This window comes from Variovorax sp. GrIS 2.14 (assembly GCF_046115955.1).
Lineage (GTDB): Bacteria > Pseudomonadota > Gammaproteobacteria > Burkholderiales > Burkholderiaceae_C > Variovorax.
Genome location: NZ_JBJXIA010000006.1, coordinates 216,161 through 241,911, shown reverse-complemented (window position 1 = coordinate 241,911; position 25,751 = coordinate 216,161). Strand labels below are relative to the sequence as shown.

General features: G+C 64.7%; 23 protein-coding genes. 16 read left to right on the top strand and 7 right to left on the bottom strand.

Annotated features, from left to right (window positions below; all coding sequences use genetic code 11):
* Nucleotides 1-122: 122 nt before the first annotated feature.
* Nucleotides 123-524 carry a hypothetical protein gene (locus RCH10_RS12740; RefSeq protein WP_409052631.1) on the bottom strand — a complete coding sequence of 134 codons (402 nt, stop codon included), beginning with the start codon at nucleotides 522-524 and terminating at the stop codon, nucleotides 123-125.
* A 1-nt stretch (nucleotide 525) separates the two neighbouring features.
* On the opposite strand from RCH10_RS12740, the gene RCH10_RS12735 reads away from it, so the two are divergent.
* Together RCH10_RS12735 and RCH10_RS12730 are read left to right on the top strand one after the other, a co-directional pair.
* Nucleotides 526-1,443 carry a hypothetical protein gene (locus RCH10_RS12735; protein WP_409052630.1) on the top strand — a complete coding sequence of 306 codons (918 nt, stop codon included), beginning with the start codon at nucleotides 526-528 and terminating at the stop codon, nucleotides 1,441-1,443.
* A 453-nt stretch (nucleotides 1,444-1,896) separates the two neighbouring features.
* A complete protein-coding gene (locus tag RCH10_RS12730) occupies nucleotides 1,897-2,352 on the top strand; it encodes a bacteriohemerythrin (protein WP_409052629.1) in 456 nt (151 codons plus the stop codon).
* Nucleotides 2,353-2,379: 27 nt separating this feature from the next.
* Here the strand turns inward: RCH10_RS12730 and RCH10_RS12725 are convergent, their stop codons facing one another.
* From RCH10_RS12725 to hemN, 4 genes are all read right to left on the bottom strand, one after another.
* Entirely contained in the window at nucleotides 2,380-2,697 is a 318-nt protein-coding gene (locus RCH10_RS12725; RefSeq protein ID WP_409052628.1) for a TraR/DksA family transcriptional regulator, read from the bottom strand.
* Nucleotides 2,698-2,822: 125 nt separating this feature from the next.
* Nucleotides 2,823-5,543, bottom strand: coding sequence for a GNAT family N-acetyltransferase (locus tag RCH10_RS12720; RefSeq protein ID WP_409052676.1), 2,721 nt, complete (start codon nucleotides 5,541-5,543; stop codon nucleotides 2,823-2,825).
* 70 nt (nucleotides 5,544-5,613) lie between these two features.
* Entirely contained in the window at nucleotides 5,614-6,807 is a 1,194-nt protein-coding gene (locus tag RCH10_RS12715) for an NAD(P)H-dependent flavin oxidoreductase (protein WP_409052675.1), read from the bottom strand.
* Between the two features lie 108 nt (nucleotides 6,808-6,915).
* Nucleotides 6,916-8,334 carry an oxygen-independent coproporphyrinogen III oxidase gene (hemN, locus tag RCH10_RS12710; protein ID WP_409052627.1) on the bottom strand — a complete coding sequence of 473 codons (1,419 nt, stop codon included), beginning with the start codon at nucleotides 8,332-8,334 and terminating at the stop codon, nucleotides 6,916-6,918.
* Between the two features lie 161 nt (nucleotides 8,335-8,495).
* Between hemN and RCH10_RS12705 the strand changes: the two genes are divergently transcribed.
* The 8 genes from RCH10_RS12705 to RCH10_RS12670 all read left to right on the top strand — a co-directional run bounded on the left by RCH10_RS12705 (nucleotide 8,496) and on the right by RCH10_RS12670 (nucleotide 15,988).
* Complete coding sequence (locus tag RCH10_RS12705; RefSeq protein WP_409052626.1) at nucleotides 8,496-10,850, top strand: heavy metal translocating P-type ATPase; 2,355 nt, start codon at nucleotides 8,496-8,498, stop codon at nucleotides 10,848-10,850.
* Complete coding sequence (ccoS, locus tag RCH10_RS12700; protein ID WP_323496977.1) at nucleotides 10,850-10,987, top strand: cbb3-type cytochrome oxidase assembly protein CcoS; 138 nt, start codon at nucleotides 10,850-10,852, stop codon at nucleotides 10,985-10,987. The genes RCH10_RS12705 and ccoS overlap by 1 nt, the downstream gene beginning before the upstream one ends.
* Before the next feature lie 67 nt (nucleotides 10,988-11,054).
* Complete coding sequence (gene ccoN, locus RCH10_RS12695; protein ID WP_409052625.1) at nucleotides 11,055-12,494, top strand: cytochrome-c oxidase, cbb3-type subunit I; 1,440 nt, start codon at nucleotides 11,055-11,057, stop codon at nucleotides 12,492-12,494.
* Between the two features lie 18 nt (nucleotides 12,495-12,512).
* Complete coding sequence (ccoO, locus tag RCH10_RS12690) at nucleotides 12,513-13,154, top strand: cytochrome-c oxidase, cbb3-type subunit II (protein ID WP_323496979.1); 642 nt, start codon at nucleotides 12,513-12,515, stop codon at nucleotides 13,152-13,154.
* 11 nt (nucleotides 13,155-13,165) lie between these two features.
* Nucleotides 13,166-13,303 (top strand): cbb3-type cytochrome c oxidase subunit 3, encoded by a 138-nt coding sequence (locus tag RCH10_RS12685; protein ID WP_323501470.1) that lies wholly within the window; start codon nucleotides 13,166-13,168, stop codon nucleotides 13,301-13,303.
* Nucleotides 13,304-13,313: 10 nt separating this feature from the next.
* On the top strand, nucleotides 13,314-14,240 hold the full coding sequence (ccoP, locus tag RCH10_RS12680; RefSeq protein WP_409052624.1) for a cytochrome-c oxidase, cbb3-type subunit III: 927 nt from the start codon (nucleotides 13,314-13,316) through the stop codon (nucleotides 14,238-14,240).
* Nucleotides 14,237-15,667, top strand: a complete 1,431-nt coding sequence (gene ccoG / locus RCH10_RS12675) for a cytochrome c oxidase accessory protein CcoG (RefSeq protein ID WP_409052623.1) — start codon at nucleotides 14,237-14,239, stop codon at nucleotides 15,665-15,667. The genes ccoP and ccoG overlap by 4 nt, the downstream gene beginning before the upstream one ends.
* An 18-nt stretch (nucleotides 15,668-15,685) precedes the next feature.
* Nucleotides 15,686-15,988: a FixH family protein gene (locus RCH10_RS12670; protein WP_323496983.1), complete on the top strand. Its 303-nt coding sequence runs from the start codon at nucleotides 15,686-15,688 to the stop codon at nucleotides 15,986-15,988.
* A gap of 4 nt (nucleotides 15,989-15,992) precedes the next feature.
* Here the strand turns inward: RCH10_RS12670 and fnr are convergent, their stop codons facing one another.
* Entirely contained in the window at nucleotides 15,993-16,706 is a 714-nt protein-coding gene (fnr, locus tag RCH10_RS12665; protein ID WP_323501468.1) for a fumarate/nitrate reduction transcriptional regulator Fnr, read from the bottom strand.
* 230 nt (nucleotides 16,707-16,936) lie between these two features.
* On the opposite strand from fnr, the gene RCH10_RS12660 reads away from it, so the two are divergent.
* Both RCH10_RS12660 and RCH10_RS12655 read left to right on the top strand, forming a co-directional pair.
* A complete protein-coding gene (locus RCH10_RS12660) occupies nucleotides 16,937-17,647 on the top strand; it encodes a sulfite exporter TauE/SafE family protein (protein ID WP_323496985.1) in 711 nt (236 codons plus the stop codon).
* Between the two features lie 45 nt (nucleotides 17,648-17,692).
* Nucleotides 17,693-18,520, top strand: coding sequence for a universal stress protein (locus RCH10_RS12655; RefSeq protein WP_409052622.1), 828 nt, complete (start codon nucleotides 17,693-17,695; stop codon nucleotides 18,518-18,520).
* A 127-nt stretch (nucleotides 18,521-18,647) separates the two neighbouring features.
* Here the strand turns inward: RCH10_RS12655 and trhA are convergent, their stop codons facing one another.
* The gene (gene trhA, locus RCH10_RS12650; protein WP_409052621.1) at nucleotides 18,648-19,265 is read right to left on the bottom strand and encodes a PAQR family membrane homeostasis protein TrhA; all 618 of its coding nucleotides are present in this window, start codon (nucleotides 19,263-19,265) and stop codon (nucleotides 18,648-18,650) included.
* Nucleotides 19,266-19,487: 222 nt separating this feature from the next.
* Here trhA and RCH10_RS12645 point away from each other — a divergent pair, with 222 nt between their 5' ends.
* From RCH10_RS12645 to RCH10_RS12630, 4 genes are read left to right on the top strand one after another with little or no spacing between them, the layout of a single operon-like run.
* The gene (locus RCH10_RS12645; protein WP_323501466.1) at nucleotides 19,488-20,201 is read left to right on the top strand and encodes a sensor histidine kinase; all 714 of its coding nucleotides are present in this window, start codon (nucleotides 19,488-19,490) and stop codon (nucleotides 20,199-20,201) included.
* Entirely contained in the window at nucleotides 20,198-21,307 is a 1,110-nt protein-coding gene (locus RCH10_RS12640; protein WP_409052620.1) for an Acg family FMN-binding oxidoreductase, read from the top strand. The genes RCH10_RS12645 and RCH10_RS12640 overlap by 4 nt, the downstream gene beginning before the upstream one ends.
* Nucleotides 21,304-22,863, top strand: a complete 1,560-nt coding sequence (locus RCH10_RS12635; protein WP_409052619.1) for an SLC13 family permease — start codon at nucleotides 21,304-21,306, stop codon at nucleotides 22,861-22,863. Before RCH10_RS12640 ends, RCH10_RS12635 begins: the two co-directional genes overlap by 4 nt.
* Nucleotides 22,860-25,742, top strand: coding sequence for a cation-translocating P-type ATPase (locus RCH10_RS12630; protein WP_409052618.1), 2,883 nt, complete (start codon nucleotides 22,860-22,862; stop codon nucleotides 25,740-25,742). Before RCH10_RS12635 ends, RCH10_RS12630 begins: the two co-directional genes overlap by 4 nt.
* The last annotated feature ends 9 nt before the right edge of the window (nucleotides 25,743-25,751 follow it).

Below are 25,751 nucleotides of genomic sequence, written 5' to 3'. Positions count from 1 at the left end.
CTCATGAACAGTGTGTTTGTTGCTACAAAAAAAATAGCATCTACACGCTCTCTAACAGTAGCAACATTAGATTGCTACTGATTTTTCGGGGCTTGCTACCAGTTTTTGGGCAAACAGTCCGTCTATTCGAGTACGGTAAGTTTGGCCATAAGCTCAAAAATTGCATCCGGGGCTCGACTGTTGTCCGGCGCCCCCTGGGGTTTCGCCAAAGCCTCCATCTGAGACTGCGCCGCTGCTGCTCTGTACAAAACCGGCGCCCACACATTCAGCTGAACGGAAGCTGAGGCGACTACGAAGGTGAACTGTTCGACGTCGAATTTAATTCCGCCCTGAAGCATTTGGCGGGGAAGATGTCGGGGTTGCGGCGCAAGCAGCAACGGCGAAACGGCAGAGAAAGCAGGAAGCTCAAAAGCCAAAACGATCAGGGCACAATGCTCGGCCATGAACTTTAGCGCCCACGCCCAACCAGTCCAAATTGCGCCAACGCCTCCGGCAGCTCCCTCGATTGCACTTGGCACGCCCATCGTGGCATTTCCGATTGCCCCAGCTGTCCAATCAATTACTGTTGAGCTAAGGCCAGCAGAGAAAGCGAATGGCTGGCTGGACCCTGCGGCAATCATCCCCGCCTTGGCGATCGTAGGTACTCTGGTGGCGACCATGGTGCAGCTCAGCTTCGGACGCAAAAATCTTGAGCGGCAGTTGAGCGAAGCCAAGATGGCTGCCAGAGCCGAGCGAGAGCATTCATTCCAGAAGGAAGTTGAGACGCGACTCGCCGAGGCGAGAACAAAAGTTTTTACAGAGTTGATCGAGGCTTTCAAGAAGGCGCTTCTGCTGATTGGCGGCCTAGGCGCGCTAAACCCAATTAAAGAGAAGGAGTTGAGCCTGCCGATTGCTAACCTAACGGCCAGTGCAAATAAGGTTTGGCTCTTTGCTAGTACGGAGACGGTACTACAGACGCGTGAACTTTTGGCAAAAACCACGGAGACGTTCTTCGACGGGATGGCGGAGTGCATGCCCATCTATAAGAATCTAAACCTGCTCCAAAAGATTGAAGAGGCTACTTTCTCCCTTCTGCAGGATGAGAAGGACGCATTCCTTCGCTTGCAAGAGTTCAAACGCGCCGAGCACCTAAGTACAGAGGCGCCGGCGGCGTTAGCAGCGCGGGAAAAGAAGATGATTGAATCGCTCAATCGAGCAGTTGAAAGCGTTAGCAAATGCCGTGCGGATCGGCAGCTTGTCTTGGACAACAACTTCGTCCTGCTGAAGCACTACGCCGTGTGGCTGATTCCTAGGCAAGTCGATCTGATGAACTGTTTGAGCACGGTGCTCAAGCTGGCGCGCGTTGAGCTGAAGGTGCCGGGCGAGATGGAGAGAATCGACATCCAGACGGTCGATTTGCTTCGCCGCCTTCAGCAGGCAATAGAAAAGATCACGGCCCTGTAATGCGTGTACTGGGTTGAGGCTTAGTGCTGTTCCTTGACTGAACCTGATGCTGAATACTGTGCGGGGTACGCAAGGGCGAAGCGCCTGATCTGAAACGGAATGGCCCGGACGATGTGAGATTGGTCCCAGAGATGCCGGTGGGGCTATTCGCGGCGACATTTAAGGTCGCATGAGAGGTAGCATCTACGGTAGCAAAGACTGGCGGCTCTGCAAGTTGTTGATGTCGTTGAAGATTTTAGGCTGCGTACTGATTGCAAATCCGTGTAGCCCGGTTCGACTCCGGGTCGCGCCTCAAAAAAAAAACGCTGATGCAGCGAATCAAAGCCCGGAGCATTCCGGGCTTTTCTTTTTTCGCGCTTTTTCTTTGGCGTCGCTACGACCCATGTTGTCCCAGGTCAAAACCCCTGCGGCGAGGCATGCATAGCCTTGACGGTTTCAACGAAAGGAAACCGAATGGCTGCCTTGAACTGGTCGGATTCGCTTGTGCTGGACCTGCCTTTTATGGACCGTGAACACCAGGCGTTCGTGGACCTGATCGAGCGCGTGGACGTGGCCGACGATGCGCAGCTTGCATTGGCGTGGAGCGATCTCGTGGCCTGTACGACCAACCATTTCGCGCGTGAAGATCTCTGGATGCAATCCAGCGGTTTTGCTTCGAGGAAAGATCACATCGTGCAGCATCGCGTTGTGCTCGAGGTCATGCGCGAAGGTCTAGTCCATGCGCGCGAAAGACGGTTCCTGCAAGTGCGCGAGATGGCGCGACAGCTCAGGAGTTGGTACGTCAAACACGTGCAGACGATGGACGCGGCTCTGGCGCTTCATCTGCGTGGCAGGCGCTTCGATCCGGCGACTTCAGCGACTTCACCGGCTTGCGCAGCTTTCACCGTACTGGAACCGACAGGCCACTGAACGCCAGTCGGTGTCGATGCGTGCGGCCTAGCGTGCGATTGTGGAGAGCGTGGATTGGCAGACGACGCATCGAACAGCGGCCGGCTGGATCAGAAGTCGCTCACGCGCAATAACCTGTTCGCAATCCACGCAAAGGGCGTATCGGCCGATCGAGATTCGCTGCAGTGCCTGCTCGATGTCGGCCAGCGTCGGACGTCGGACCTTGACCGCCGCGCAGGCAGCGGTCTTCGCATCGTCGGCATGCGCCGCGTCGTTTTCGTGGTCCAGCTGCGCAGCCAGCTTCCTGCGGTCGTGCGCGACGGCCCATCGTCGAAGAATGTCCAGGCGTTCGACGAAGGCCCGCATGTCTTCGGGACTCATATGGCTCGTGGTGACTCCGTCTTTTGGCGTGCCCGCAAAAGGCACCGGCGCAGTATCACCAGACGGCCATGGCATCGGCTTGATCCAAATCAAGCGGCGCGGCGTCGCCGCTACAGCGTGAGTGTCACCAATCGAAAACCTGGATCATCGGCAAACCGCTTGACCGCGAAGCCGAGCCTCTTGATCAGCTTCAGCATCTCCGCGTTCTCCGCCAGCACCAGCCCTTCAATCTCTGCGAGCCCCTTGTCTCGCGCCGCATCGATGATGCTTTCCATCAACCGTGAACCGAGTCCCTTGCCGCTGAAGTCGTCGGCCACCACCAGCGAGAACTCGCAGCTCGTCTGATCCGGGTTGGTGATGTAGCGCGACACGCCGACGATGCGTTCAGTTTCGGTCGCGAGGCCGGCGGTATCGACCGTGCGTTCGCGAACCACGGCCACCAGCGCCATCTCGCGGTCGTAATCGATCAGCGTGAATCGCGACAGCATCGACGCCGGCAGTTCGCGGAAGTGCGACACGTAGCGGAACCACCGACTCTCGGGCGACAGATGCTGCACCAGGTTTTGCAGCATCTGCGCGTCGTCGGGGTGCACCGGTCGCACCGTGTAGACACCGCCGGCAACGCCACTGCTGCCACCCGCACCCCCAGGCAAGGACCACTCGCGCCGATATCGTGCCGGGTAGGGAAGGATGGCCAGGTGGTTGTAGCTGATGCCATGCGGCCCCGTCGCTTGCGAATTCATGTGACCGATGACGATACGCGCGTCGACCGCCACCGCACCCGACGCGTCCACGATGATCGGATTGATGTCCATCTCGCGCAGCTCGGGGAGCTCGCACACCATTTCGGAGACACGCAGCAAGACCTGCTCCAGCGCCTCCATGTCTGCGGCCGGCGCACCGCGCCACTCACCCAGCGTCTCGGCCACCCGCGAACGTTCGATCAGGCGCCGCGCGAGGAACTGGTTGAGTGGCGGCAGCTCCATTGCGCGGTCGTCGAGGAGCTCGATCATGGTGCCGCCGGCACCGAAGACGATGACCGGCCCGAAAGGCTCGTCGGTGACCAGGCCGATGTAGATCTCGCGCCCGCGCCGAGCCCGCGCCATCTTCTGCACGGTCACGCCGTTGATGCGTGCGTCGGGTGCGAGACGCGCCACGCGCTCCATCATGTCGGTGTACGTATCGCGCGCGCCGGCGCCGTTCATCACGTCGAGCGCCACACCCTCGACATCCGACTTGTGGCTGATGTCGGGCGAATCGATCTTGAGCGCTACCGGAAATCCGAGCTGCGTCGCGATCATCATGGCTTCGTTGGCGCTGCGTGCCAGCAGGGTGCGCGTGATCGGAATGTGGAAGGCCGACAGCAGCGTTTTCGACTCCATTTCTGTCAGCACCTTCCGCCGTTCTGCGAGCACGCTTTCGATCATCAGCCGCGCACCTTCGATGTCGGGCTTGGCCAGCGCCGACAACGGCGGTGGCGTCTGCTGGAGCATCAACTGGTTTTCATAGAACGATGCGATGTTGCCGAACGCGCCGACCGCCGCTTCGGGCGTGCGAAAGGTTGGGATCGTCGCTTCGGAAAGCACCTCACGCGCGGGCCCTACGGTGGCATCGCCCATCCAGCACGACAACAGCGGCTTGCTCATCGGCCGCGGAATGTCGGCGAGCACGCGCGCGACCGCAGCGGCATCGGCACCCGGCTTGGGCGAGAAGATGGCGAGCACGCCGTCGATCTGGCGGTCGGCGGCAGCGGCTTCGATGGCAGCCTTGTAATGCGCGGGCTCGGCCTCCTCGGAAAGGTCGATGAGGTCGGTCAATGACGCCAGTGCCGGCAGATGGGGCTGCAGCTTCTGCGCCGATTCGGCCGAAAGCTTGCCCAGTTGCAGACCGATCTCGTTGACCCAGTCGGCCGCCAGCACGCCCGGGCCGCCGCCGTTGGTGACGATGGCCAGCCGCTTGCCCACGGGCCGGTAGCGCGAGGCCAGGCACTTGGCAGCCGAGAACAGTTCGACGAAGGAGCGCACACGGACCGCGCCGGCGCGGCGCAAGGCGGCGTCGAACACATCGTCGCTGCCGACGATCGACGCACTGTGCGTCTGCGCCGCCTCGTTGCCGGCAGGCTTGCGGCCGGCCTTCAACACCACCACGGGCTTCACATGCGAGGCAGAGCGCAGCGCACTCATGAAGCGGCGCGCGTTGGAGATGCCCTCCATGTACACGATGATGCTGTGCGTGCTGCCGTCGTGCGCGAAGAAGTCGAGCACCTCGGCCAGATCGACCGAGGTGTGCGGGCCGAGCGAAACGACGTTCGAGAAGCCGACCGAGTTCTTGCGCGCCCAGTCGAGCATCGACGCGGTGAGCGCGCCGGACTGCGACACCAGTGCGAGCGGCCCGGCCTTGGCCAGCGGCCCGGCTGTGCTCGCGTTCAAATGCAGTTGCGGCCGCTGGAAGCCCAGCGAATTCGGCCCGAGAAGATGCACCCCCTCGTGCCGCGCCACCTTCGCCAGTTCCGCCGCTTGCTCGGCGCCGATGCCGGTCGACAGCACGAGCGCGGTGCGGCATCCGATGCGCGCCGCGATTTCGAGCGCCGCTCCGATCTCGCTCGGCGCCAGGGCGATGATCGCCAGGTCGGCGCGCGTCTGCGCAAGATCTTTCAGGGTGCCGCTGGTGTGGATGTCGACGAAGTGCAGCGTGCCGGTGAAGCGGTCGGCGTCGAGCGCCTGACGCAGCATCCTGGCCTGCGGCGACTGACCTTCGGCAGCGTCGGTCCGGCCCGCGAAAACGACCACCGAGCCTGGCGTGAAGAGGGGTGCGAGGTAATGCTTGTCCATGCGATCAGTCTGCACCATCGGAGCCCCGATGTGGGTGCCACTGCACTTGGCACCGCTGCATCCTGGCCTGTCAGCGAACCGTCGGCACGGTCGGCCGGATGCCCCCCAACAGCCACCGCATGAGTTCCCCGACAGGCCGGATCTCGCCCCCGAACGGCAAGCGCCCCGCGCCTCTGAAGAACAAGCCTTGATCGGTATGCCCCTTCAACGCGTGGCCCAGCGTCTTGTCGATGCAGAACTGGCCCCATGTCGCGGTGCCGTCACGCAGGCCGCAATGCGCCAGGCAATCGAAGCGCATCGTGCAATGCTCTTTCTTGTGCGCCTTGTCTTTAAGCCGCGGCTCCAGCCGCAAATACTTCTCCAGCCACGGCGTCCGCACCGCGCGCGCGGGCAGCCCGGCCGTGCTGATGAACTCCACGATGTCTTCGGGCCCTGCATCGGCCAGCACGCGCTTGAATGCGATGTTCGCGTCGCACTCGGTGGTCACGGCGAAGGCGGTGCCCAGCTGCACCGCTGAAGCGCCCAGGCCCTGCAGGCGTCGGATGTCTTCCAGGCTGCCTATGCCGCCCGCGACGATCAGCGGAATGCGGCCTTCGATGCCGGCGCTCTTGAGAAACGCCAGCACCTGCGGCAGCACCACGTCGAAGTCGAAGCGCGGATCGGTCAGGTCGGCGATCTTCGCGGCGCCGAGGTGGCCGCCCGCCAGACGCGGATGCTCGATCACGATGGCATCGGGCAAGCGGCCTTTCTTCTCCCACTTGCGCACCACGAGTTGAACGCCGCGCGCGTCGGAAAGAATCGGGATCAGCGCGACGTCGGGATGCTCGCGCGCGATCTCCGGCAGGTCGAGTGGCAGGCCGGCGCCCACCACGAGCGCATCGACGCCACAGGCCATCGCATGCCGAAGCAGGGCCTCGTAGGAGGTCAGCGCCTTCATCACGTTCACCGCGATGAGGCCGCGACCGCCGGAAATCGTGCGTGCCTTGGCGATCTCGCGGCCCAGCGCTTCCAGGTTGGCGGCGTCGATGCACGCGCCCGCATCGACCTCGGCTTCCCGGTCGACCGTGCGCGCCATCAGGTCGGGATGCAGGCGGCGCAGGTCGACGGACGAGATCGTGCCCATGCCGCCCAGCCCGGCCACGGTGCCTGCAAGGCCGCCAGCGGACACGCCGACACCCATGCCGCCCTGCACGACCGGGATGAGTTCGCGGCCCTTCAGGTGCCAATTGCGCAGGCCCGAGGCGGCGGCAAGGCTGGCGAGCATGTCGGCGCTGCACGTCGCACCGGATTCTGAAGCGGGCACATCGAGCCGGAATACCGGCGTTGTTTCCAAAAATTGGGTCATCGTCTTTTCAAAGGTGCCCGGTCGTCGTCAGATGATCCGGGAGAACCGCGCGCGCTTGCGGTCGGTTTGCAGGTAGCGGTCGAACACCATCGCCACCGCGCGCACGAAGAACCAGCCCTTGTCGGTCACGGTCAGATCGTGGTCGGTGACCTGCACCAGCCCGTCGGCCGCGAGCTGTCCGAGAGCGGCCAGCTCCGTGGCGAAGTGGTTCGGAAAATTGATGAGATGCGCAATGCCGATCGACTCGAAGTCGACATGACCCTGGCACATGATCGCCATGATCACCGCGCGCCGCAGCACGTCGTCGCGCGACAGTCCGAGGCCTCGCACGACTGGCAGACGGCCCTGGTCGAGGTGGTCGTAGTACTCCTCCAGCGTCTTCGCGTTCTGGCTGTAGGTGCCGCCCACATGTCCGATGGCGGAGACGCCCAGCGCGATGAGGTCGCAGTCGGGCTGCGTGCTGTAGCCCTGAAAGTTGCGGTGCAGCCGACCCTGGCGCTTGGCTACGGCCAGCGCATCGTCAGGGCGCGCGAAGTGGTCCATGCCGATGTAGACGTAGCCCGCTTCGGTGAGTGCGGCGATCGAGCGTGCGAGCATGTCGATCTTGACCGCGGCGTACGGCAGGTCGCTCGTCGCGATGCGGCGCTGTGGCTTGAATCGATCGGGCAGATGTGCGTAGGCATAGAGCGCGATGCGGTCGGGTTGCAACTCGCATACCTGCGCCAGCGTGCGGTCGAACGAGGCCACGCTCTGCCGCGGTAGCCCATAGATCAAGTCGACATTGATCGACTGGAACGAAAGCTGCCGTGCCGCTGCGACCAGGTCGAACACCTGTTTCGCGGGCTGAATCCGATGCACCGCCTGCTGCACGGTTGGATCGAAATCCTGCACGCCGAAGCTCAGCCGGTTGAAGCCCAGGCGCGCGAGGTGGGCAAGTCGGCCGGCGTCGACGGTGCGCGGGTCGATCTCGATCGCGTACTCGCCGGATGCCGAAAAGGAGAACGCCTCGCGCAGCATCCGCATGAGATCGGCCAGGTCTTCGTCGCTCAGAAACGTCGGCGTGCCGCCGCCCAGATGCAGCTGGCTTACAGGCGTTCCGGGGCCGAGCCGCGCCACATGCAAATCGATTTCCTTGCTCAGGTAACGCAGGTATTCGCGACCGCGCGATGCGTGGCGCGTGACGATCTTGTTGCAGGCGCAGTAGTAGCAGAGCGATGCGCAAAAAGGAATGTGCACATAGAGCGAAATGGGACTGCGTGCGCTTGCGCCCAGACGTCGCTGTCTTGCAGCCGCGCCGTAGTCATCGGCACCGAAAGCTTCGACGAAACGGTCGGCCGTCGGGTACGAGGTGTAGCGCGGGCCGGCAATGTCGAAGCGCGCCAGCATCTCGGCCGAGACGCTGTGCGCTGAAGTTTGAAGGTCCGGTGCCAGGGCGATGGAAGTCATTGCGGAAGGGCTTGAGGTTGCAAGGCGCGAAAGGAGGCGGGACTTTCAATGTGCCTCGGTCGCCTCGGGAAAATCTTGACCCTCGTCAAGCTTCGCCTCCGTGACGCCACGCCTTGATGCAGATCAACAGGTCGATCGGCACACGGCGCTAGCCTCGTCGCATGCAAGCTGTACTCCCTTCGGGCCCGATGGGCGCCGCTGTCGCCATGGCCCGAATGAACGCGGACGCAAGCGACTTGTCGGTGCTGGACGACCCGGCCGAATGGCCCGCGTTCGGCCAGTCGCTCGACGGCGCACTGTGGGAGTCGCGCGTGGTGGTGCAGGGCATGCACTGCGCGGCGTGTGCGTTCGCGGTCGAGTCGGCGTTGTCGCGCGTGAGCGGCGTGCACGAGGTGCAGGTCAACGCCGCGACCGGACGCGCGCGCATCGTCTGGTCGCCTGCGAGCGTGCTGCCATCGCACTGGTTCGAGGCCTCCGCAGCAGCCGGCTATCCGCTGGTGCCGGCCGGCGACATCGCTGCGCGTGGCGAGCGTGCACGCAGTGCCCGAAAAGCGCTCTGGCGCTGGCTGGTCGCGGGGTTTTGCATGATGCAAGTGATGATGTACGCCTACCCCGGCTACATCGCAAAAGCCGGCGACATCGCACCGGATTCGATGCAGCTTTTGCGCTGGGCCTCCTGGGTACTGTCGCTGCCCGTGCTGCTCTTTTCTTGCAGCCCGTTCTTCGCCAACGCATGGCAAGACCTGCGCTTGCGACGTGTCGGCATGGACCTGCCGGTGGCGCTCGGCATGCTGATCACCTTTGCGGTGAGCACGGCGGCCACCTTCGATGCCACCGGTCCGCTCGGGCACGAGGTCTACTTCGACTCGTTCACCATGTTCGTCTTCTTTCTGTTGACCGGCCGCTGGCTCGAGGCCCGGCTGCGCGACCGCACCGCGGGTGCGCTGGAGGCGCTGATGAACCGGCTGCCGGACAGCATCGAGCGGCGCGATGCCCACGGCGACTTCGTGCGCATCGCGGTGCGCCGTCTGGCAGTCGGCGACGTCGTGCGGGTGCTGCCCGGCGAGGCGTTTCCCGGCGATGGCATGGTGCTGGCGGGCGACACATCGGTCGATGAGGCACTGCTGACCGGCGAGTCGCGACCGATGCCGCGCGCCAGCGGTGCGCAGGTTCTGGCGGGCAGCCACAACCTGGATGCGCCGGTGCAGGTGCGCATCGACGCGCTGGGGTCGAGCACGCGCTTTGCGCAGATCGTCGCCTTGATGGAAAGCGCTTCGGTGGACAAGCCGCGGCTGGCCCGGCTCGCCGACCGGATCGCCCGACCCTTTCTGCTGCTGGTGCTGGCGGCTGCCGCCGGTGCGCTGGTTTTCTGGTGGCCCGTCGACCATGGCAAGGCGCTGATGGCTGCGGTCGCGGTGCTCATCGTTACCTGCCCCTGCGCGCTGTCGCTGGCGACGCCGGCCGCGATGCTCGCGAGTGCCGGTTCACTTGCCCGCGGCGGCGTGCTGTCGAGCCGGCTGCAGGCGCTCGAAGCGCTCGCCACCGTCGACACGGTCGTCTTCGACAAGACCGGCACGCTGACCGACGACACGCCGCGGCTCGACCGTGTCTATTGCCGGCAAGGCCTGCAGCCGGGCGACGCGGTGGAGACCGCGGCGGCACTCGGCATGCAGTCGCTGCACCCGGCTTCGCGCGCGCTGGTGGCGGCCTGGCAAGAGCGCTTTCGCATGGCGCCGGCTTGGGACATCGTGCAACTCCACGAGCACGGCGGGCAAGGGCTCGAAGCGCGCATGCGCCGCACCGACGGTCACGGTCAACCTACGCGCTCCGTGCGCTTCGGCTCGGCCGTTTTTTGCAACGTCGCTGCCTTGCATGTCGATAGCGCCCAGGTCCATCTGAGCGACGACGAAGGCTGGCTCGCCAGCTTCGTTCTGGCCGAAAACTTGCGTAGCGATGCGATCGGCGCCATCGCTACGCTGGCGGCGCAGGGCATCGCGGTGCAGTTGCTCTCCGGCGACCGCGCCACCGCGGTTCGCAGCCTGGCGGAGCGTGCCGGCATCCAGACGGCGCAGGGCGACTGCCGGCCTGAAGACAAGCTCGACGTGCTGCGCATCTTGCAGGGCCGAGGTCACCGCGTGGCCATGGTGGGGGACGGCCTCAACGATGGTCCGGTGCTGGCCCGCGCCGATGCCTCCTTCGCCTTCGGCAGGGCGGTACCACTCGCTCAGGCGCGGGCCGACTTCATCGTCATGGGCGGCGCCTTGCAGTCGATTCCCGATGCCATCGCCCAGGCGCGGCGCACGATGCGCGTGGTGCGGCAGAACCTGTGGTGGGCCGCTGGCTACAACGCGCTGTGCGTGCCGCTGGCGCTGGCCGGTTTCATGCCGGCCTGGCTGGCGGGCGTCGGCATGGCGGTCAGCTCGCTGGTAGTGGTCGGCAATGCTTCGCGCCTTGCCGCAAGGCCTGCCGGACGTCTTGCCGCACGTCCTGCGACGGCACCCAAAGTCAGCCGCTGATGGACATCCTTTTCCTGCTCATCCCGTTTTCGGTGGTGCTCGCACTGGTCATCCTCTTCGGCCTTTGGTGGGCCGTCGACAGTGGTCAATTCGACGACGTGGAGCGCGAAGGGCAGCGGATTCTTCGCGACGATTGATCTGCATCAACGTGCTTGCGGCTGCACTTGGGAACACTCGGTCAGTCCAATGAACGAGGCAGTCCGAATGCAAGCAACCCACACCCCGGAGGTGACCTACTCCGATACGGTCATCCGCCAGTTCGCCTTGATGTCAGTGGTCTGGGGCGTGGTCGGCATGCTGGTCGGCGTGATCATCGCGTCGCAGCTCGCATGGCCCGAGTTGAACCTGGGCGTGCCATGGCTCAGCTACGGCCGCCTGCGACCGCTGCACACCAACGCGGTGATCTTCGCCTTTGGCGGCTGCGCCTTGATGGCGACCAGCTTTCATGTGGTGCAGCGCACTTGTCAGGTTCGCCTCTTCGCACCGAAGCTCGCGTCGTTCGTCTTCTGGGGCTGGCAGGCGGTGATCGTCTCGGCCGCCATCAGCCTGCCGATGGGCTTCACGCGCGGCAAGGAATACGCGGAACTCGAATGGCCGATCACGATCGCCATCGCGGTCATCTGGGTCGCGTATGCCATCGTCTTCTTCGGCACCATCGGCCGCCGCAAGGTGCGCCACATCTACGTGGCCAACTGGTTCTACGGTGCCTTCATCATCGCGGTCGCGCTGCTGCACATCGTCAACGGCGCGTCGATGCCGGCGGGCTGGATGAAGAGCTATTCGGTCTACGCCGGCGTGCAGGATGCGATGGTGCAGTGGTGGTACGGCCACAACGCGGTCGGCTTTCTCCTGACCGCCGGATTCCTCGGGATGATGTATTACTACATCCCCAAGCAGGCCGAGCGCCCGGTGTACTCGTACCGCCTGTCGATCGTGCACTTCTGGGCGCTGATCTTCACCTACATGTGGGCCGGCCCGCACCACCTGCACTACACCGCCTTGCCCGACTGGACGCAGTCGCTCGGCATGGTCTTCTCGCTCATCCTGCTGGCGCCGAGCTGGGGCGGAATGATCAATGGCGTGATGACGCTGTCGGGTGCATGGCACAAGCTGCGCGACGACCCGATCCTGCGCTTCCTCATCGTGGCGCTGTCCTTCTACGGCATGGCGACTTTCGAAGGTCCGATGATGTCCGTCAAGAGCGTCAACGCGCTCAGCCACTACACCGATTGGGGCATCGCCCACGTGCACTCGGGTGCGCTCGGCTGGGTCGGCTTCATCTCGATGGGCTCGCTCTACTACCTGATCCCCCGGATGTACGGCCGCACGACGATGTACAGCGTCAACGCCATCGAGGTGCACTTCTGGACCGCCACCATCGGCGTGGTGCTCTACATCGCCGCCATGTGGATCGCCGGCGTGATGCAGGGCCTGATGTGGCGCGCCATCAACGCCGACGGCACGCTGACATACACCTTTGTCGAGAGCGTCAAGGCGACCTATCCCTTCTACGTGGTGCGCCTCATCGGCGGGCTGTTGTACCTGGGCGGCATGTTGGTGATGGCCTGGAACGTCTGGATGACGGTGGGATCGGGCCGCTCGGTTCGCGTTGCGATTCCGCCAATTGCCCTGGCGCATGCGTGAAGCACACAAAGAAAAATCATGTCTTCCAAACCCACCCTCCGGCCCGCCCTCAAAACCGGCTTCACCCATGAAAAGGTGGAGACCAACAACCTGCTGATGATCGTGCTGATCCTGGTCACCATCGCCATCGGCGGGTTGGTCGAGATCGTGCCGCTCTTCTTTCAGAAGTCGACGACGGAGCCGATCGTCGGGCTGAAGCCGTACACCGCGCTGCAACTGGCCGGCCGCGACATCTACCAGCGCGAGGGTTGCTACAACTGCCACTCGCAGATGATCCGACCCTTTCGCTCCGAGACGCTGCGCTACGGGCACTACTCTGTCGCAGGCGAGTTCGTCTACGACCATCCGTTTCAGTGGGGCAGCAAGCGCACCGGGCCCGACCTGCACCGCGTGGGCGGCAAGTACAGCGACGAGTGGCATCGCATTCATCTGAACAACCCGCGCGACCTGGTGCCGGAGTCGAACATGCCGGCCTATTCGTGGCTCGCAACCAACCAGGTCGATGCGGAGGCGATGCCTGCTCACATGCGCGCCTTGCGCCGTGTCGGCGTGCCCTACACCGACGCGGAAATCGCATCGGCCACCGCAGACACCCAGGGCAAGACGGAGCTCGAGGCAACCATCGCCTACCTCCAGTCACTGGGCCTCGCGCTCAAGTAAAGGAGCAGACCATGGACATCACCACCCTGCGCGTTTTTGCGACCGTCGCCTGCTTCGTGCTCTTCATCGGCATCGTCGTGTGGACCTATTCGAGCCGCAACAAACGCCGCTTCGAAGAGGCCGCACAGCTGCCTTTCGAGCAGGACTGAAAGACACGCCATGAACGATTTCATCAGTAGCTTCTGGGCCAACTATGTCGCCGTCGCGGCCGTCGTCAGCATCGTGGCTTGCGGTCTGCTGCTGTGGGTCACGGCACGCGGGCGCATCGCGCCGACCGACGACAACACCACCGGCCACGTCTGGGACGAAGACCTGCGCGAGGCCAACAATCCGTTGCCGATGTGGTGGGTCGGGCTGTTCGTCATCACGATCATCTTTGCCTTCGTCTATCTGGCCTTTTTTCCGGGGCTGGGCAGCTTCAACGGCAAGCTCGGATGGAGTGCCGTTGGCCAGTACGAGGCCGAGGTTGCCCAGGCCGACAAGGATCTCGTTCCCGTTTATGCGGCATTCCAGACGATGCCGGTCGAGCGGATTGCCGGCGATCCCAAGGCGATGGCCATCGGCGAGCGGCTCTTCATGAACAACTGCTCGCAGTGCCACGGGTCCGATGCACGCGGCAGCAAGGGCTTCCCGAATCTGACGGACGTCGACTGGCTGCATGGCGGCACGCCGGACAAGATCATCGAAACCGTCACCAAAGGCCGCATCGGCGAGATGCCGCCCATGGCGGCCGCGGTCGGCACGCCGGACGACGTCAAGAACGTCGCGCAGTACGTGCTCAGCCTGTCGGGCCGCTCGACCGACTCGGTGCGCGCCGGGCTGGGCAAGTCGAAGTTCACCGCCTGTGCGGCCTGTCACGGCATCGGTGGCGTCGGCAACCAGGGCATCGGAGCACCGCGCCTGAACGACGAGATATGGCTGCACGGCTTCGGCGAGAACGCCATCGTCGCGATGATCAACGGCGGCAAACACAACGTCATGCCCGGCCAGGAAGGTCGCCTGACCGAGGCGCAGATCAAGGTGGTGGCCTCGTACGTGTGGGGGCTGTCGAACAAGGCCGTTGCATTGCCTGTCGTACTGCCATGACCGTACCTGCCCCAGCCCGCAAGATCATTCCGATCGTGCCCGTGGCGGAGGAGGCCGGCGGGCTCTATGAAGCGACCAAGAAGATCTATCCGCGCAGCGTGCGCGGCAAGTTCGCGCGCTGGCGCTGGGCGATGGTGTTCGTCACCCAGCTGTTTTTCTACGCCACGCCCTGGTTGCAGTGGGGCGACCGCCAGACCCTGCTGTTCGATCTGGTCGCGCGGCGCTTCTACGTCTTCGGGCTGGTGTTGTATCCGCAAGACCTGATCTACCTGTCGGGGCTGCTGGTGCTGTCGGCGCTGTCGTTGTTTTTGTTCACCGCGGTGGCCGGGCGGCTCTGGTGCGGGTACGCGTGCCCGCAGACGGTCTACACCGAGATGTTCATGTGGATCGAGCAACGGATCGAGGGCAGCCGCATCGCCCGCATGCGGCTCGACGGCGAATCGTTCTCGGCCGAGAAGCTGGTCAAGAAGTGGTTCAAGCATTTCATCTGGCTCGGCATCGCGATGTGGACGGGCTTTACCTTCGTCGGCTACTTCACGCCCATCCGCGAGCTGGGCATGGAGTTCCTGCAGACGCGCATGGGTTCGTGGGAAGTCTTCTGGGTCTTCTTCTACGGTCTGGCCACCTACGGTAACGCCGGCTTCATGCGCGAGCAGGTCTGCAAGTACATGTGCCCGTATGCACGCTTTCAGAGCGCGATGTTCGACAAGGACACGCTGATCGTCAGCTACGACTTGCCGCGTGGTGAACCGCGTGGCGTGCACGCCAGGGCACAGGACGCACGCACCCAGGGCCTGGGCGACTGCATCGATTGCGGCCTGTGCGTGCAGGTGTGCCCGACCGGTATCGACATCCGCGAGGGTCTGCAGTACGAGTGCATCGGCTGCGGCCTGTGCGTCGACGCCTGCAACACGGTGATGGACCGCATGGCGCAGCCGCACGGGTTGATCCGCTACGCCACGCAAAACGGGCTGGCCGGTGGCTGGAGCGCGGTGCAGGTGCTGCGGCGTGTTTTTCGCCCGCGCGTGCTGATCTATGGCGCCGTGCTGTTGGCCTTGTGCGTTGGCTTGCTCGCGAGCCTGGTGGTGCGCGTGCCGCTCAAGGTCGACGTGGTGCGCGACCGTACCTCGCTTGCACGTATCGCCGATGGCGGCAAGCTCGAGAACGTCTATCGGCTGCAGATCATGAACGCGACCGAGCGCTCGCAGCGTTACCGCATCGATGCCAGCGGACTGAAGGGTCTTGCCGTGGCGACGCCCAGCCAGGCGGTCGATGTCGGGCCGGCCGAGTCGCGCTGGGTGGCGGTGCGGCTGCAAGTGCCTGCAGAAGATGCACCACCCGGATCGCACACCGTTTTCTTCAACGTGCGGTCCGCCGACGGTGCCTCGCAGGTCTCTGAAAAGGCCGTGTTCCTCATTCCCCGATAACCGACTGGAGACTTGAAAATGAGCGCGCTTCCCCCTGCTTCCAAAGGTTCCGGACCGTGGTGGAAATTCCCGCTGGTCTGGCTCGTGCTGGGCCTGCCCGCCGTGGTGGTGGTCGGCAGCCTGACGTCGGCCTGGATCGCGATCAGCACGGCAGACCCGGTGGTCGAAGAAAACTACTACCAGAAGGGCCTGGAGATCAATCGGACGCTGGCGGGCAAGTCGGCTGGGCCGGTGGCCGACAAGGCGCTGGTGCCGGCCGAAAAGGGCCGCAACCACACCACGACGCCGGTGCAGGATATGCCGTCGCCGCCGCCGCGCTAGCGCCTCACACCGTCGGGTTGATCATCCTGCGCAAAGCATCGGCGTCGAGGATCCGAACATGCCGCATGTCGACTTCGACGATGCGGTCGTCCACGAACTTGGACAAGGTGCGGCTCACCGTCTCCAGCTTGAGCCCGAGGTAACTGCCGATTTCTTCGCGCGTCATGCGCAGCATCAGCTCGGACTTCGAGAAGCCGCGCGCATGCAGGCGTTCCACGAGGTTGAGCAGAAAAGCGGCCAACCGCTCGTCGGCACGCATGCTGCCCAGCAGCAGCATCACGCCGTGCTCGCGCACGATCTCGCGGCTCATGATCTGGTGCACATGGCGCTGCAGTGAAGTGACCTCGCGCGACAGCTCCTCGATGCGGTCGAACGGCATCACGCAGACCTCGGCGTCTTCGAGTGCCACCGCGTCGCAGGTGTGATGGTCGTTCACGATGCCATCGAGTCCGATGATCTCGCCGGCCATCTGGAAGCCCGTGACCTGATCGCGACCGTCTTCCGATGCCACCCGTGTCTTGAACACGCCAGTCCGAATCGCATAGAGCGAGGTGAACCGCTCGCCATTGCGAAAGAGGGTTTCGCGGCGCTTCACCTTGCGACGCGTCGCCACCAGGTCGTCGATGCGCGCAAGCTCTTCCGGGTTGAGGCCGACCGGCATGCACAGTTCGCGCAGGTTGCAGTTGGAGCATGCGACTTTGATGGTTTGAGGTGTCATGGCGGCTGTCTCTTTGCGGCTGTCTCTTTGCGGCAGGTGGTGCGGTGAAATGTGCAGCGTGGCAAAGCAAGCGAAAGCGCCGCGCTGCTGCGCTCGATTCTCCGTTCGGCTTTTGTGTCCGCGTTGATGCAGATCAAGTGGCGTTCGAATGATCGAACGCAAAGTCGCAGCACCATGAACCGCTGTCGCCGACCATCGCTGCTCACGCTCTTTCGGCAGCGCTATTGATCATGCAAACCGCACTGGCCGCATCCGCGCTGTTGATGGGACTGGCGGGTGGTCCGCATTGCGTGGCCATGTGCGGTGCGGCGTGCGCGGGTGTCGTGCGTGGGGTGGGAGTTCGACCCGGCCATGGCGTCATCGCGATCACGCCCGCTGCTTTGCCGATGGCGCCGTTGCTGCTCCAAGCTGGCCGGATGGCGGGCTATGCGGCAGCAGGCGCACTGGCCGCTGCCACCGTGCAAAGCCTGACATGGGCCAGCGTGAATGTCTCCGCGCTTCGCGGCCTTTGGATGCTGTTCCACGTGGTCGTGATGGCCTGGGGCGCGGTGCTGGCCGTGACCGGGCGTCAGCCGCTGTGGTCGCAACGGGTCGGCCGTCTCCTCGCAGAGCGATTGCGCGCCTTGACGGGCTCTGCCGCCAGCGTGTTCGCGACCGGTCTTGCATGGGTCGCCATGCCGTGCGGCCTGCTGTATTCCGCGCTCATGCTGGCGAGCCTGGCCAACGGTCCGCTGCAGGGCGCTTTCATCATGGTGCTGTTCGCGGCCGGCAGCGGTGCGTCGTTGCTCGTCGCGCCCTGGCTGTGGCACCGCTTTGCCATCGGCTTGGGCGCATGGCGCCAGCAATGGGGAACCCGGCTCGCCGGCGTCGCTTTGCTGGTCATCTCCGTGCAGGCGGTCTGGATCGATCTTGCCCACCAGATCGATGTGTGGTGCCGCTGAAATACGTGGTGTCTCTTTCGTACCTCGACAACTCAGGAATTTGCAATGACAACCCCTAAATCGATTCTGGTTCACCTCGACAGTTCAGCCCGCACCGCCACGCGCGTCGAGCTTGCCCGCCAGCTGGCAGAGACCTTCGGCGCCCAGGTCACCGGCATGCCGTGCACGCTCTCTGCGCTGGTGCGCTACCCCTCCGCCCTCGAAGGTGCGGCCGAAGCCATGGCAATCATGCTGGCGCTCGACAAGCAGTCGCGCGACAAGGCGTACGCCACCTTCATGGCTGCCGGTGGCGACTCGCCGCACATGCATTGGGCCGAGCCGATGAGCGATGCGCCCTGGGGCTTCGGCCGCCGCGCGCTCTATGCCGACCTTTTGATACTCGGTCAGCGCGATGGCGACAACGCTTACGACGGCGAGCTGCCTGCCGAGTTCGTGTCCACCGTGCTGGTCGAAAGCGGCCGGCCCGCGCTGGTGTTGCCTTACATCACGACAGGGCCGGTCGGCCCGGTCGGGCGCAAGGTGCTGGTGGCATGGAAAGAGACTCGCGAAGCTGCCCGTGCGGTGTCTGCCGCGCTGCCCTGGCTGCAAGGCGCGGCGCGCGTGCATGCGGTCTGCTACGGCGACGAGGCAGAGTCGCAACTGCGCTCGCTGCAGGACTATCTGAATTCGCATGGCGTGACCGCGACGATGCAGGCTGGCGTGCAAGGTGAAGGCGACGCCGGTGCGCAGCTGTTGTCGCTGGCCGCGGATGTCGGTGCCGATCTGCTGGTGATGGGCTGCTACGGACACAGCCGCGCACGCGAGTGGGTGCTCGGTGGCGTCACGCGGACGATCCTGCAATCCATGACGTTGCCTGTGCTCATGTCGCATTGATTCGTCGCATTGATCGGTGCGTTCAGGAGTCCCTTCATGGAGATTTTCCGTTCTGGTTGGCGTGCGCCCGAGTATCCGCAGCCACCCCCGGGCCGCTCTTGATCTGCGTCAATGCAGGCGACGGCGCTCAGACGACGTAGTTCAGGATCGCCACGAAGTGGCAGGCGCTGCCTGCCATGACGAACAGGTGCCAGACGCCGTGGCCATGGCGCAGCCGATCGTCTGTTGCGTAGAAGGCAATGCCTACCGTGTAGCACAGGCCGCCGGCGGCCAGCCAGGCGAAGCCTGCCGGCCCCAGCGCCTGCCACAACGGATGAATGGCCACCAGCGCCAGCCAGCCCATCAGCACATACAGGACCAGAGACAGCCATCGGTGCCCGCGCGCCCACCAGATTTCCTGCGCGATGCCGAGGGCGCCAAGGCCCCAGACGGTGCCGAGCAGCGACCAGCCCCAAGGGCCCTTCAGTGAAACCAGCGCAAACGGCGTGTACGTGCCGGCGATGAGCAGGTAGATGCTGCAATGGTCGGCCTTGCGCAGTACCGTCTTGGCGCGCCCGCGCAGGCTGTGATAAAGCGTCGAGGACAGGTAAAGGGCCAGCAACATCGCCGCGTAGATGGCCGCGCCCGTGGTCTTGCGCGCGTCGCCTTCCAGGCCGGCACGCACCACGAGCCATGTGCCGCCGAGGGTCGCCAGGCCGGCACCGACCAGGTGGCTGATGCTGTTGAAACGCTCGCCTCGGTGCATCGGATCATTGTCGACAGACGGAGGCGCCTCGCATTGACCCAGCGCAAACAACCGCGCAGCGCACCGAGGCGGCGGCTGTGAAGTTCGCACTTTAGAGAGCGGGGGCTTGATCTGCATCAAGCCCCGAGCCGCGCCACGCTTCAGACTGCGATGAGCGCATGGCGGCACGGATAGCCATCCACAAGCGGCGCTCTTCAGCCAACCGATCGAGGAACCCTCCGGATGACGCCCGAACGCAATTCGATCCAGACCCACGGAGAGTCCCGCGCCCGATACCTCGGCGACCTGGCGACTCACCTTCAGCGCATCCGCGAGCAGGAGCGCGCGCTGCTCGCCCGCGAACTGCACGACGAACTGGGTGCCATCCTGACAGCAGCCAAGCTCGACGTGGCTTGCCTTAAGTCACGTCTCGACCATGCGTCGCCCGAGATCGATCGGCGCCTTCAGCATCTGGCTGAAATGCTCGGTCGCGGTATCGCATTGAAGAGCCGGGTGGTCGAGGGACTGTGTCCGTCGTCGCTGGCCAACCTGGGCCTGGCGTCGTCGTTGACCATCCTGTGTCGGGACTTCAGCCTGAGTTCGACGATTGCAGTGACGACTGCGATCGAAGAGGCCCGCGGCGACGATGCGAGTGAGCTGGCCATCTATCGTCTGGTGCAGGAGTGCTTGACCAACATCGGAAAGTACGCCTGCGCCAGTACGGTTTCGGTCACCCTGGTCGATGCGGGAAAGAACATCCTGGTCGAGGTGCTGGACAACGGCATCGGGTTCGACATCGAACAGGTGGCTTCGTCGCGCTTCGGCCTGGCCGGAATGCGCCACCGGGTTCAGGCCTGCGGCGGCCGCCTCACGGTCACGTCGGCTCAGGGGCAAGGTACGCACGTCATGGCGATGTTGCCGAAGGTGGTGGTCGAGAGCGCGAAAGTGATCGCATGACTCCGGCTCTGGCATGCCTTACGCGACGGCGCTTTGCGACCGTGGGCGCTGTGCTCCTGAACGCCTGCTCCTTCGATGGCCGTGAGGCGAGCTATGCCGATGCGGTGCGAAGCACATGGCACCGGGATGCGACCGAGGCGACCAGTGGCCGGCCGCTCTTCGAAGAACTGGTCCGCTGTGCCACGTTGGCACCGTCGAGCCACAACTCGCAATGCTGGAAGTTCGCGATACAGCCGCAGTCCATCTCGATTCTTCCGGATCTGTCGCGCAGATGCCCGGCCGTCGATCCCGACGATCACCATCTGTTCGTCTCGCTCGGCTGTGCCGCGGAGAACCTGGTGCAGGCGGCGTCGGCGCATGGCCTGCAAGCCGATGTCCTCTTCGATGCAGGCATGGAGGGCGACGCGCTGCGCGTTCGGCTCGAGCCGACCCGGGCGATCCAGTCCGACCTCTATGCGGCGATGTTCGACAGGCAGTGCACGCGCGCCGACTACGACGGCCGGGCGCTGACGGTCGACGAACTTGAATTGCTGGAACGCGCGGGCACACGCAACGGCGTTCAGATGCTGATCCTCAGCGACAAAGCCGCGACAGAAAAAATGCTGGCGTACATCGTGGACGCCAACACGCGGCAGATCGACGACCCGGCTTTCGTCGCTGAGCTCAAACAATGGCTTCGCTTCGGCGACACGGAAGCCGTCCGGTCCGGCGACGGACTGTTCTCCGGTGCGTCCGGCAATCCGACGGTGCCGCGATGGCTCGGCGAAATGCTCTTCGCCCGCTTCTTCACGCCTGCGCGCGAGAACGACAAGTACGCGAGCCAGGTGCGCAGTTCCGCCGGCATCGCCGTCTTCGTCTCCGAGAAGAACGACAAGAGGCACTGGATCGAAGCAGGGCGCTGCTACGAGCGATTTGCCTTGCAGGCGACCGCCCTGGGGATTCGTAATGCGATGCTGAATCAGCCGGTCGAGGTCGCGAGCGTGCGGCCCGGGCTCGCGCGCGCCTTTGGATGGGGCGACCGACGGCCCGACCTCGTCGTGCGCTTCGGTCGCGGACCCGCGATGCCTCGGTCCTTGCGGCGCCCGCTCGAAGCGGTGTTGGCATGACCACCGCAGTCGAGGCGCAAGTGATCCCGGCAGCGATTGCGCCCGCCGTCGCGCCAGGCAGCGATGTCGTCAAGCGCGCCGGGCTGGTCGCCGCCTTCATCGCGCTCGTTGCGATCGTCTCGCTGCCAGCCGCGACGGGCCTTCCTGCCGCGGGTCAGATGATGCTGGGCATCCTCGCCTTCGCGGTGATCGTCTGGATGACCGAGGCGCTCGACTACGCGGTGAGCGCGGTCGTCATCGGCGCGCTGATGGTGTTCTTGCTGGCCTTCACGCCGGATGCGGCCAAGCCCGTGACGGCGGCCACGGCGGCAACGGCGGCAATGGGCACGGGCGCGGCACTCAACCTCGCCTTGTCCGGCTTCTCGAACAGCGCGGTGGCACTGGTCGCTGCAGCCTGCTTCATCGCCGCGGCCATGACGGCCACGGGGCTCGATCGGCGCATCGCGCTGGTGGTGTTGTCGCGGGTGGATGCACGCACCAATCACATCGTCATCGGTGCGATGGGTGTGGGCTTTTTACTGTCTTTCATCGTGCCCAGCACCACTGCACGCGTCGCATGTCTGGTGCCGATCATGATGGGCTTCATCTTGGCCTTCAAGGTCGAGAAGCGAAGCCGCTTCGCCGGCCTGCTGGTCATTACCGCTGCGCAGACGGCGAGCATCTGGAACATCGGCATCAAGACGGCGGCCGCGCAGAACATGGTGGCGGCAGGCTTTATCCAGAAGCAGTTTCAGACCACCATCAGCTGGACCGAATGGTTTGTTGCCGGTGCACCGTTTTCGGCGCTGCTGACCATTGCGCTCTACTTCATCATGACGCGGATGATGCGGCCGGAGATGTCGGAGATCGCCGGCGGCAAGGAGACGATTCGCCGGCAGCTCGAAGCCATCGGCAAGATGACTGCGAACGAGTGGAAGCTGCTGGCCATCGTGCTGACGCTCCTCGGGTTCTGGGCGTCTGAAAAAGCGCTGCACGACTTCGATACCGCTTCCACCACCATCGCCGCCATCGCATTGATGCTGCTGCCGCGCGTGGGCGTGATGAACTGGAAGACCTCGCAGAAGGGCTTCCCGTGGGGCACCGTGGTGCTCTTCGCCATCGGCATCAGCGTGGGAACGGCACTGCTGCAAACGCGCGCCGCCGGCTGGCTCGCTAACCTGATCGTGCAGCACCTCGGCTTGCAGAACGCCAGTGCCTTCGCCATCCTGATGCTGTTGTCGTTGTTCCTCATCGTCATCCATCTCGGCTTTGCGAGCGCCACGGCGCTGGCGTCCACCATGATCCCGATCGTGATCAGCGTGCTGGGCGCGGTGCAGACGCCGGGCATCAACGTCATCGGCATGACGATGCTGCTGCAGTTCGTCGTGAGCTTCGGCTTCATCCTGCCGGTGAACGCACCGCAGAACATGATCGCCTACGGCACGGATACCTTCGAGGCACGCGACTTCATTCGCACCGGGTTGATGGTCACTCTGGCGGCTGCGGTGCTGCTGGTGACTTTCTCGCTCACCTACTGGCCTTGGATGGGGTACATGACGCTGTCGAGCCCGCAATGAGTGCGCCAAAAGCCCTTGGTCTTGGCGATCCGTCGGTACTGGCAATCGGGCAAGTGCTGCAGGCGCTCGGCGCCGACGCGACGCACGGGCTGAGCTCGCAAGAGGCGGAACGGCGGCTCGCCGAGCACGGCCCGAATGAACTGCGCGGCGTGCCGCCCGTGGCGACATGGCGTCGCGTGCTGGCGCAGTTTCAAGACCCGCTGGTCTACCTGTTGCTCGCCGCCATCACCATCGCTCTGGGTGCCTGGGCCATCGAAGGTTTCGAAGGCTGGCCGCTGGATGCGCTGGTGATCGCGGCTGTCGTGTTGGTCAACGGCTTGCTGGGCTATGCGCAGCAGGCCAGGGCGGCGGATGCGGTGGCGGCGCTGGCGCGGATGACCGCCGTGACATCGGCCGTCGTGCGTGACGGCCAGACCCTGCGCGTGCCCAGTGCCGAGCTGGTTCCCGGTGACCTGTTGGCGCTGGGTGAGGGCGATGCCGTGGGCGCGGACGCCCGTCTGTTGCAGGCGGCGTCGCTGCGGGTGCTGGAGGCGTCGCTGACCGGCGAGAGCGAAGCCGTGCTGAAAGGCGTGGCGCAGCTGGCTGGCACATCGGCGCTCGGCGATCGGCTCGACATGGTTTTCAAGGGCACGGCTGTCGCCCAGGGCACCGGCCATGCAATCGTAACCGCCACCGGCATGCAGACCGAGATGGGCGCCATCGCCGAGATGCTCGAAGCGACCGTCGAGGCCCCGACGCCGTTGAGCGTCGAGGTGGCGCGCATCGGAGGCATGCTGGGCATCGCGGTCGTGCTCATCGCCGCGGTCGTGGTGACGACGATCTTGTCGATCTCCGAGATCCGCAGCGCCGCCGATGTCATCGCCGTGCTGCTGCTCGGCGTATCGCTCGCGGTAGCGGCGGTGCCTGAAGGCCTGCCTGCGATTTTGTCGGTGGTGCTGGCAATGGGCGTGCAGCGCATGGCCCGGCAAAACGCCATCGTCAAGAACTTGTCGTCGGTCGAAACGCTGGGCGCCGCATCGGTCATCTGCACCGACAAGACCGGCACGCTCACCCGCGCGGAAATGACGATCGAGCGCGTGATGACCGCGTCCGGCAGCGCCCGCATCACCGGCGAGGGCTATGCGCCGCTGGGTCGCGTCGAGCACGAGGGCGCTGCGGTAACGGCCGGCCCGTTGCGTGACGAGCTCACCGTGGTGCTTTCTGGCGGCAGTCTTGCCGGCGACGCACGGCTGCATCAGGATGCCGGCGGCACCTGGTCGATTCATGGCGACCCCACCGAAGCGGCGTTCCTGGTGGCCGAACGCAAGATGGGGCTGACGGAGCTGCGGCGACAGCGCTTCGCGCGCATCGGCGAAATTCCGTTCACTTCCGAGCGCAAGATGATGTCGACCATCGAGCGCGACCACGCGCACGATGACCAGATCGTGGTGATCACCAAGGGCGCACCGGACGTGTTGCTCGGCCATTGCAGCCGGGCGCGAGTGGGCATGGAAGTGGTCGCGCTCGACAAGGCACTTCGCGCCGGCATCCTGGCCGACGTCGAATCGCTTTCCGACGCCGCCTTGCGCACGCTGGCGGTGGCTTACCGTCCGCTGACCGCGAAGGAAGATCCTTCGGCAACGCCGTCGCATGAACGGCTGGAGCGCGACCTCATCTACGTCGGCACGGTGGGCATCATCGATCCACCGCGCGCCGGGGCGGCAGAGGCGATCGGGCAGGCACTGCGCGCGGGCATCCGCGTGATCATGATCACCGGCGACCATCCGCGCACTGCCAGCCGGATCGCGGCGGACCTCGGCATCGTTGGGCCTGGTGCGACCGCACTCACCGGTCTCGAATTGGACGCGCTGGACGACGCCGCCTTCGCTGCAGCGTTGCGCCGCACATCGGTCTTCGCACGCGTGGCGCCGGCCCACAAGCTGCGCATCGTCGCCGCGCTGCAAGCCGATGGCAGCGTCGTCGCCATGACCGGAGACGGCGTCAACGACGCGCCCGCACTGAAGGCGGCGGATATCGGCATCGCCATGGGCGTGACCGGCACCGAGGTCACCAAAGAGGCTGCGCGGATGATCCTGGTCGACGACAACTTCGCGACCATCGTCGCGGCGGTGCGCGAAGGGCGCGGCATCTTCGACAGCATCCGCAAGGCATTGCGCTACCTGCTCTCGTCCAACATGGGCGAGGTGCTCACCGTGTTCCTGGGCGTGGTCGGTGCCGGCATGCTGGGGTTGGTTGGAAGTGGCGGCGGTGGTGCTGGTGATGGCGGCACGGTCGTGTTGCCGTTGCTGGCCACGCAGATTCTCTGGATCAACCTCATCACCGACTCGGGTCCCGCGCTGGCGATGGGCGTCGACCCGCCGACCGACGACGTCATGGCTCGCAAGCCGCGTGGCCGCGCGGAGCGCGTGATCGATGCGCGGATGTGGTCGGGCGTGGTCCAGATCGGCCTGGTGATGGCGCTGACAACCCTGCTGACCATCGACCTTTTCCTGCCCGGTGGCATGGTCGAAGGAAGCGATGACCTCGCGACCGCCCGCACCGCCGGCTTCACCGTGCTCGTGCTGGCGCAGCTCTTCAACTGCTTCAACGCGCGCTCCGACAGCAAGAGCGCCTTCTCGCATCTCTTCGTGAATCGCTGGCTGTGGGGCGCAGTCGCGCTGTCTGCCTTGTTGCAGGTGGCGGTGGTCCACCTCGGCTTTCTCAACCTGGCCTTCGGCACCGCGCCGCTCTCCTTCGACGAGTGGCTCGTGTGCATCGCGATGGCGAGCGCGGTGCTCTGGTACAGCGAGCTTCGCAAGCTGGTGGTTCGTTTCTTGGGGCGCTTCGTGCGCCGTCCGCTGCGTGCATCGATCGACGCCCCTCAACCTGTTCAACGCTGAAAGAAGAAA

Excerpts from the sequence above, each read along its gene's own strand:
- RCH10_RS12740 (WP_409052631.1), bottom strand. The coding sequence starts at position 524 with ATGGGCGTGCCAAGTGCAATCGAGGGAGCTGCCGGAGGCGTTGGCGCA.
- RCH10_RS12730 (WP_409052629.1), top strand. The coding sequence starts at position 1,897 with ATGGCTGCCTTGAACTGGTCGGATTCGCTTGTGCTGGACCTGCCTTTT.
- RCH10_RS12725 (WP_409052628.1), bottom strand. The coding sequence starts at position 2,697 with ATGCGGGCCTTCGTCGAACGCCTGGACATTCTTCGACGATGGGCCGTC.
- RCH10_RS12720 (WP_409052676.1), bottom strand. The coding sequence starts at position 5,543 with ATGGACAAGCATTACCTCGCACCCCTCTTCACGCCAGGCTCGGTGGTC.
- RCH10_RS12715 (WP_409052675.1), bottom strand. The coding sequence starts at position 6,807 with ATGCTCGCCAGCCTTGCCGCCGCCTCGGGCCTGCGCAATTGGCACCTG.
- hemN (WP_409052627.1), bottom strand. The coding sequence starts at position 8,334 with ATGACTTCCATCGCCCTGGCACCGGACCTTCAAACTTCAGCGCACAGC.
- RCH10_RS12705 (WP_409052626.1), top strand. The coding sequence starts at position 8,496 with ATGCAAGCTGTACTCCCTTCGGGCCCGATGGGCGCCGCTGTCGCCATG.
- ccoS (WP_323496977.1), top strand. The coding sequence starts at position 10,850 with ATGGACATCCTTTTCCTGCTCATCCCGTTTTCGGTGGTGCTCGCACTG.
- ccoN (WP_409052625.1), top strand. The coding sequence starts at position 11,055 with ATGCAAGCAACCCACACCCCGGAGGTGACCTACTCCGATACGGTCATC.
- ccoO (WP_323496979.1), top strand. The coding sequence starts at position 12,513 with ATGTCTTCCAAACCCACCCTCCGGCCCGCCCTCAAAACCGGCTTCACC.
- RCH10_RS12685 (WP_323501470.1), top strand. The coding sequence starts at position 13,166 with ATGGACATCACCACCCTGCGCGTTTTTGCGACCGTCGCCTGCTTCGTG.
- ccoP (WP_409052624.1), top strand. The coding sequence starts at position 13,314 with ATGAACGATTTCATCAGTAGCTTCTGGGCCAACTATGTCGCCGTCGCG.
- ccoG (WP_409052623.1), top strand. The coding sequence starts at position 14,237 with ATGACCGTACCTGCCCCAGCCCGCAAGATCATTCCGATCGTGCCCGTG.
- RCH10_RS12670 (WP_323496983.1), top strand. The coding sequence starts at position 15,686 with ATGAGCGCGCTTCCCCCTGCTTCCAAAGGTTCCGGACCGTGGTGGAAA.
- fnr (WP_323501468.1), bottom strand. The coding sequence starts at position 16,706 with ATGACACCTCAAACCATCAAAGTCGCATGCTCCAACTGCAACCTGCGC.
- RCH10_RS12660 (WP_323496985.1), top strand. The coding sequence starts at position 16,937 with ATGCAAACCGCACTGGCCGCATCCGCGCTGTTGATGGGACTGGCGGGT.
- RCH10_RS12655 (WP_409052622.1), top strand. The coding sequence starts at position 17,693 with ATGACAACCCCTAAATCGATTCTGGTTCACCTCGACAGTTCAGCCCGC.
- trhA (WP_409052621.1), bottom strand. The coding sequence starts at position 19,265 with ATGCACCGAGGCGAGCGTTTCAACAGCATCAGCCACCTGGTCGGTGCC.
- RCH10_RS12645 (WP_323501466.1), top strand. The coding sequence starts at position 19,488 with ATGACGCCCGAACGCAATTCGATCCAGACCCACGGAGAGTCCCGCGCC.
- RCH10_RS12640 (WP_409052620.1), top strand. The coding sequence starts at position 20,198 with ATGACTCCGGCTCTGGCATGCCTTACGCGACGGCGCTTTGCGACCGTG.
- RCH10_RS12635 (WP_409052619.1), top strand. The coding sequence starts at position 21,304 with ATGACCACCGCAGTCGAGGCGCAAGTGATCCCGGCAGCGATTGCGCCC.
- RCH10_RS12630 (WP_409052618.1), top strand. The coding sequence starts at position 22,860 with ATGAGTGCGCCAAAAGCCCTTGGTCTTGGCGATCCGTCGGTACTGGCA.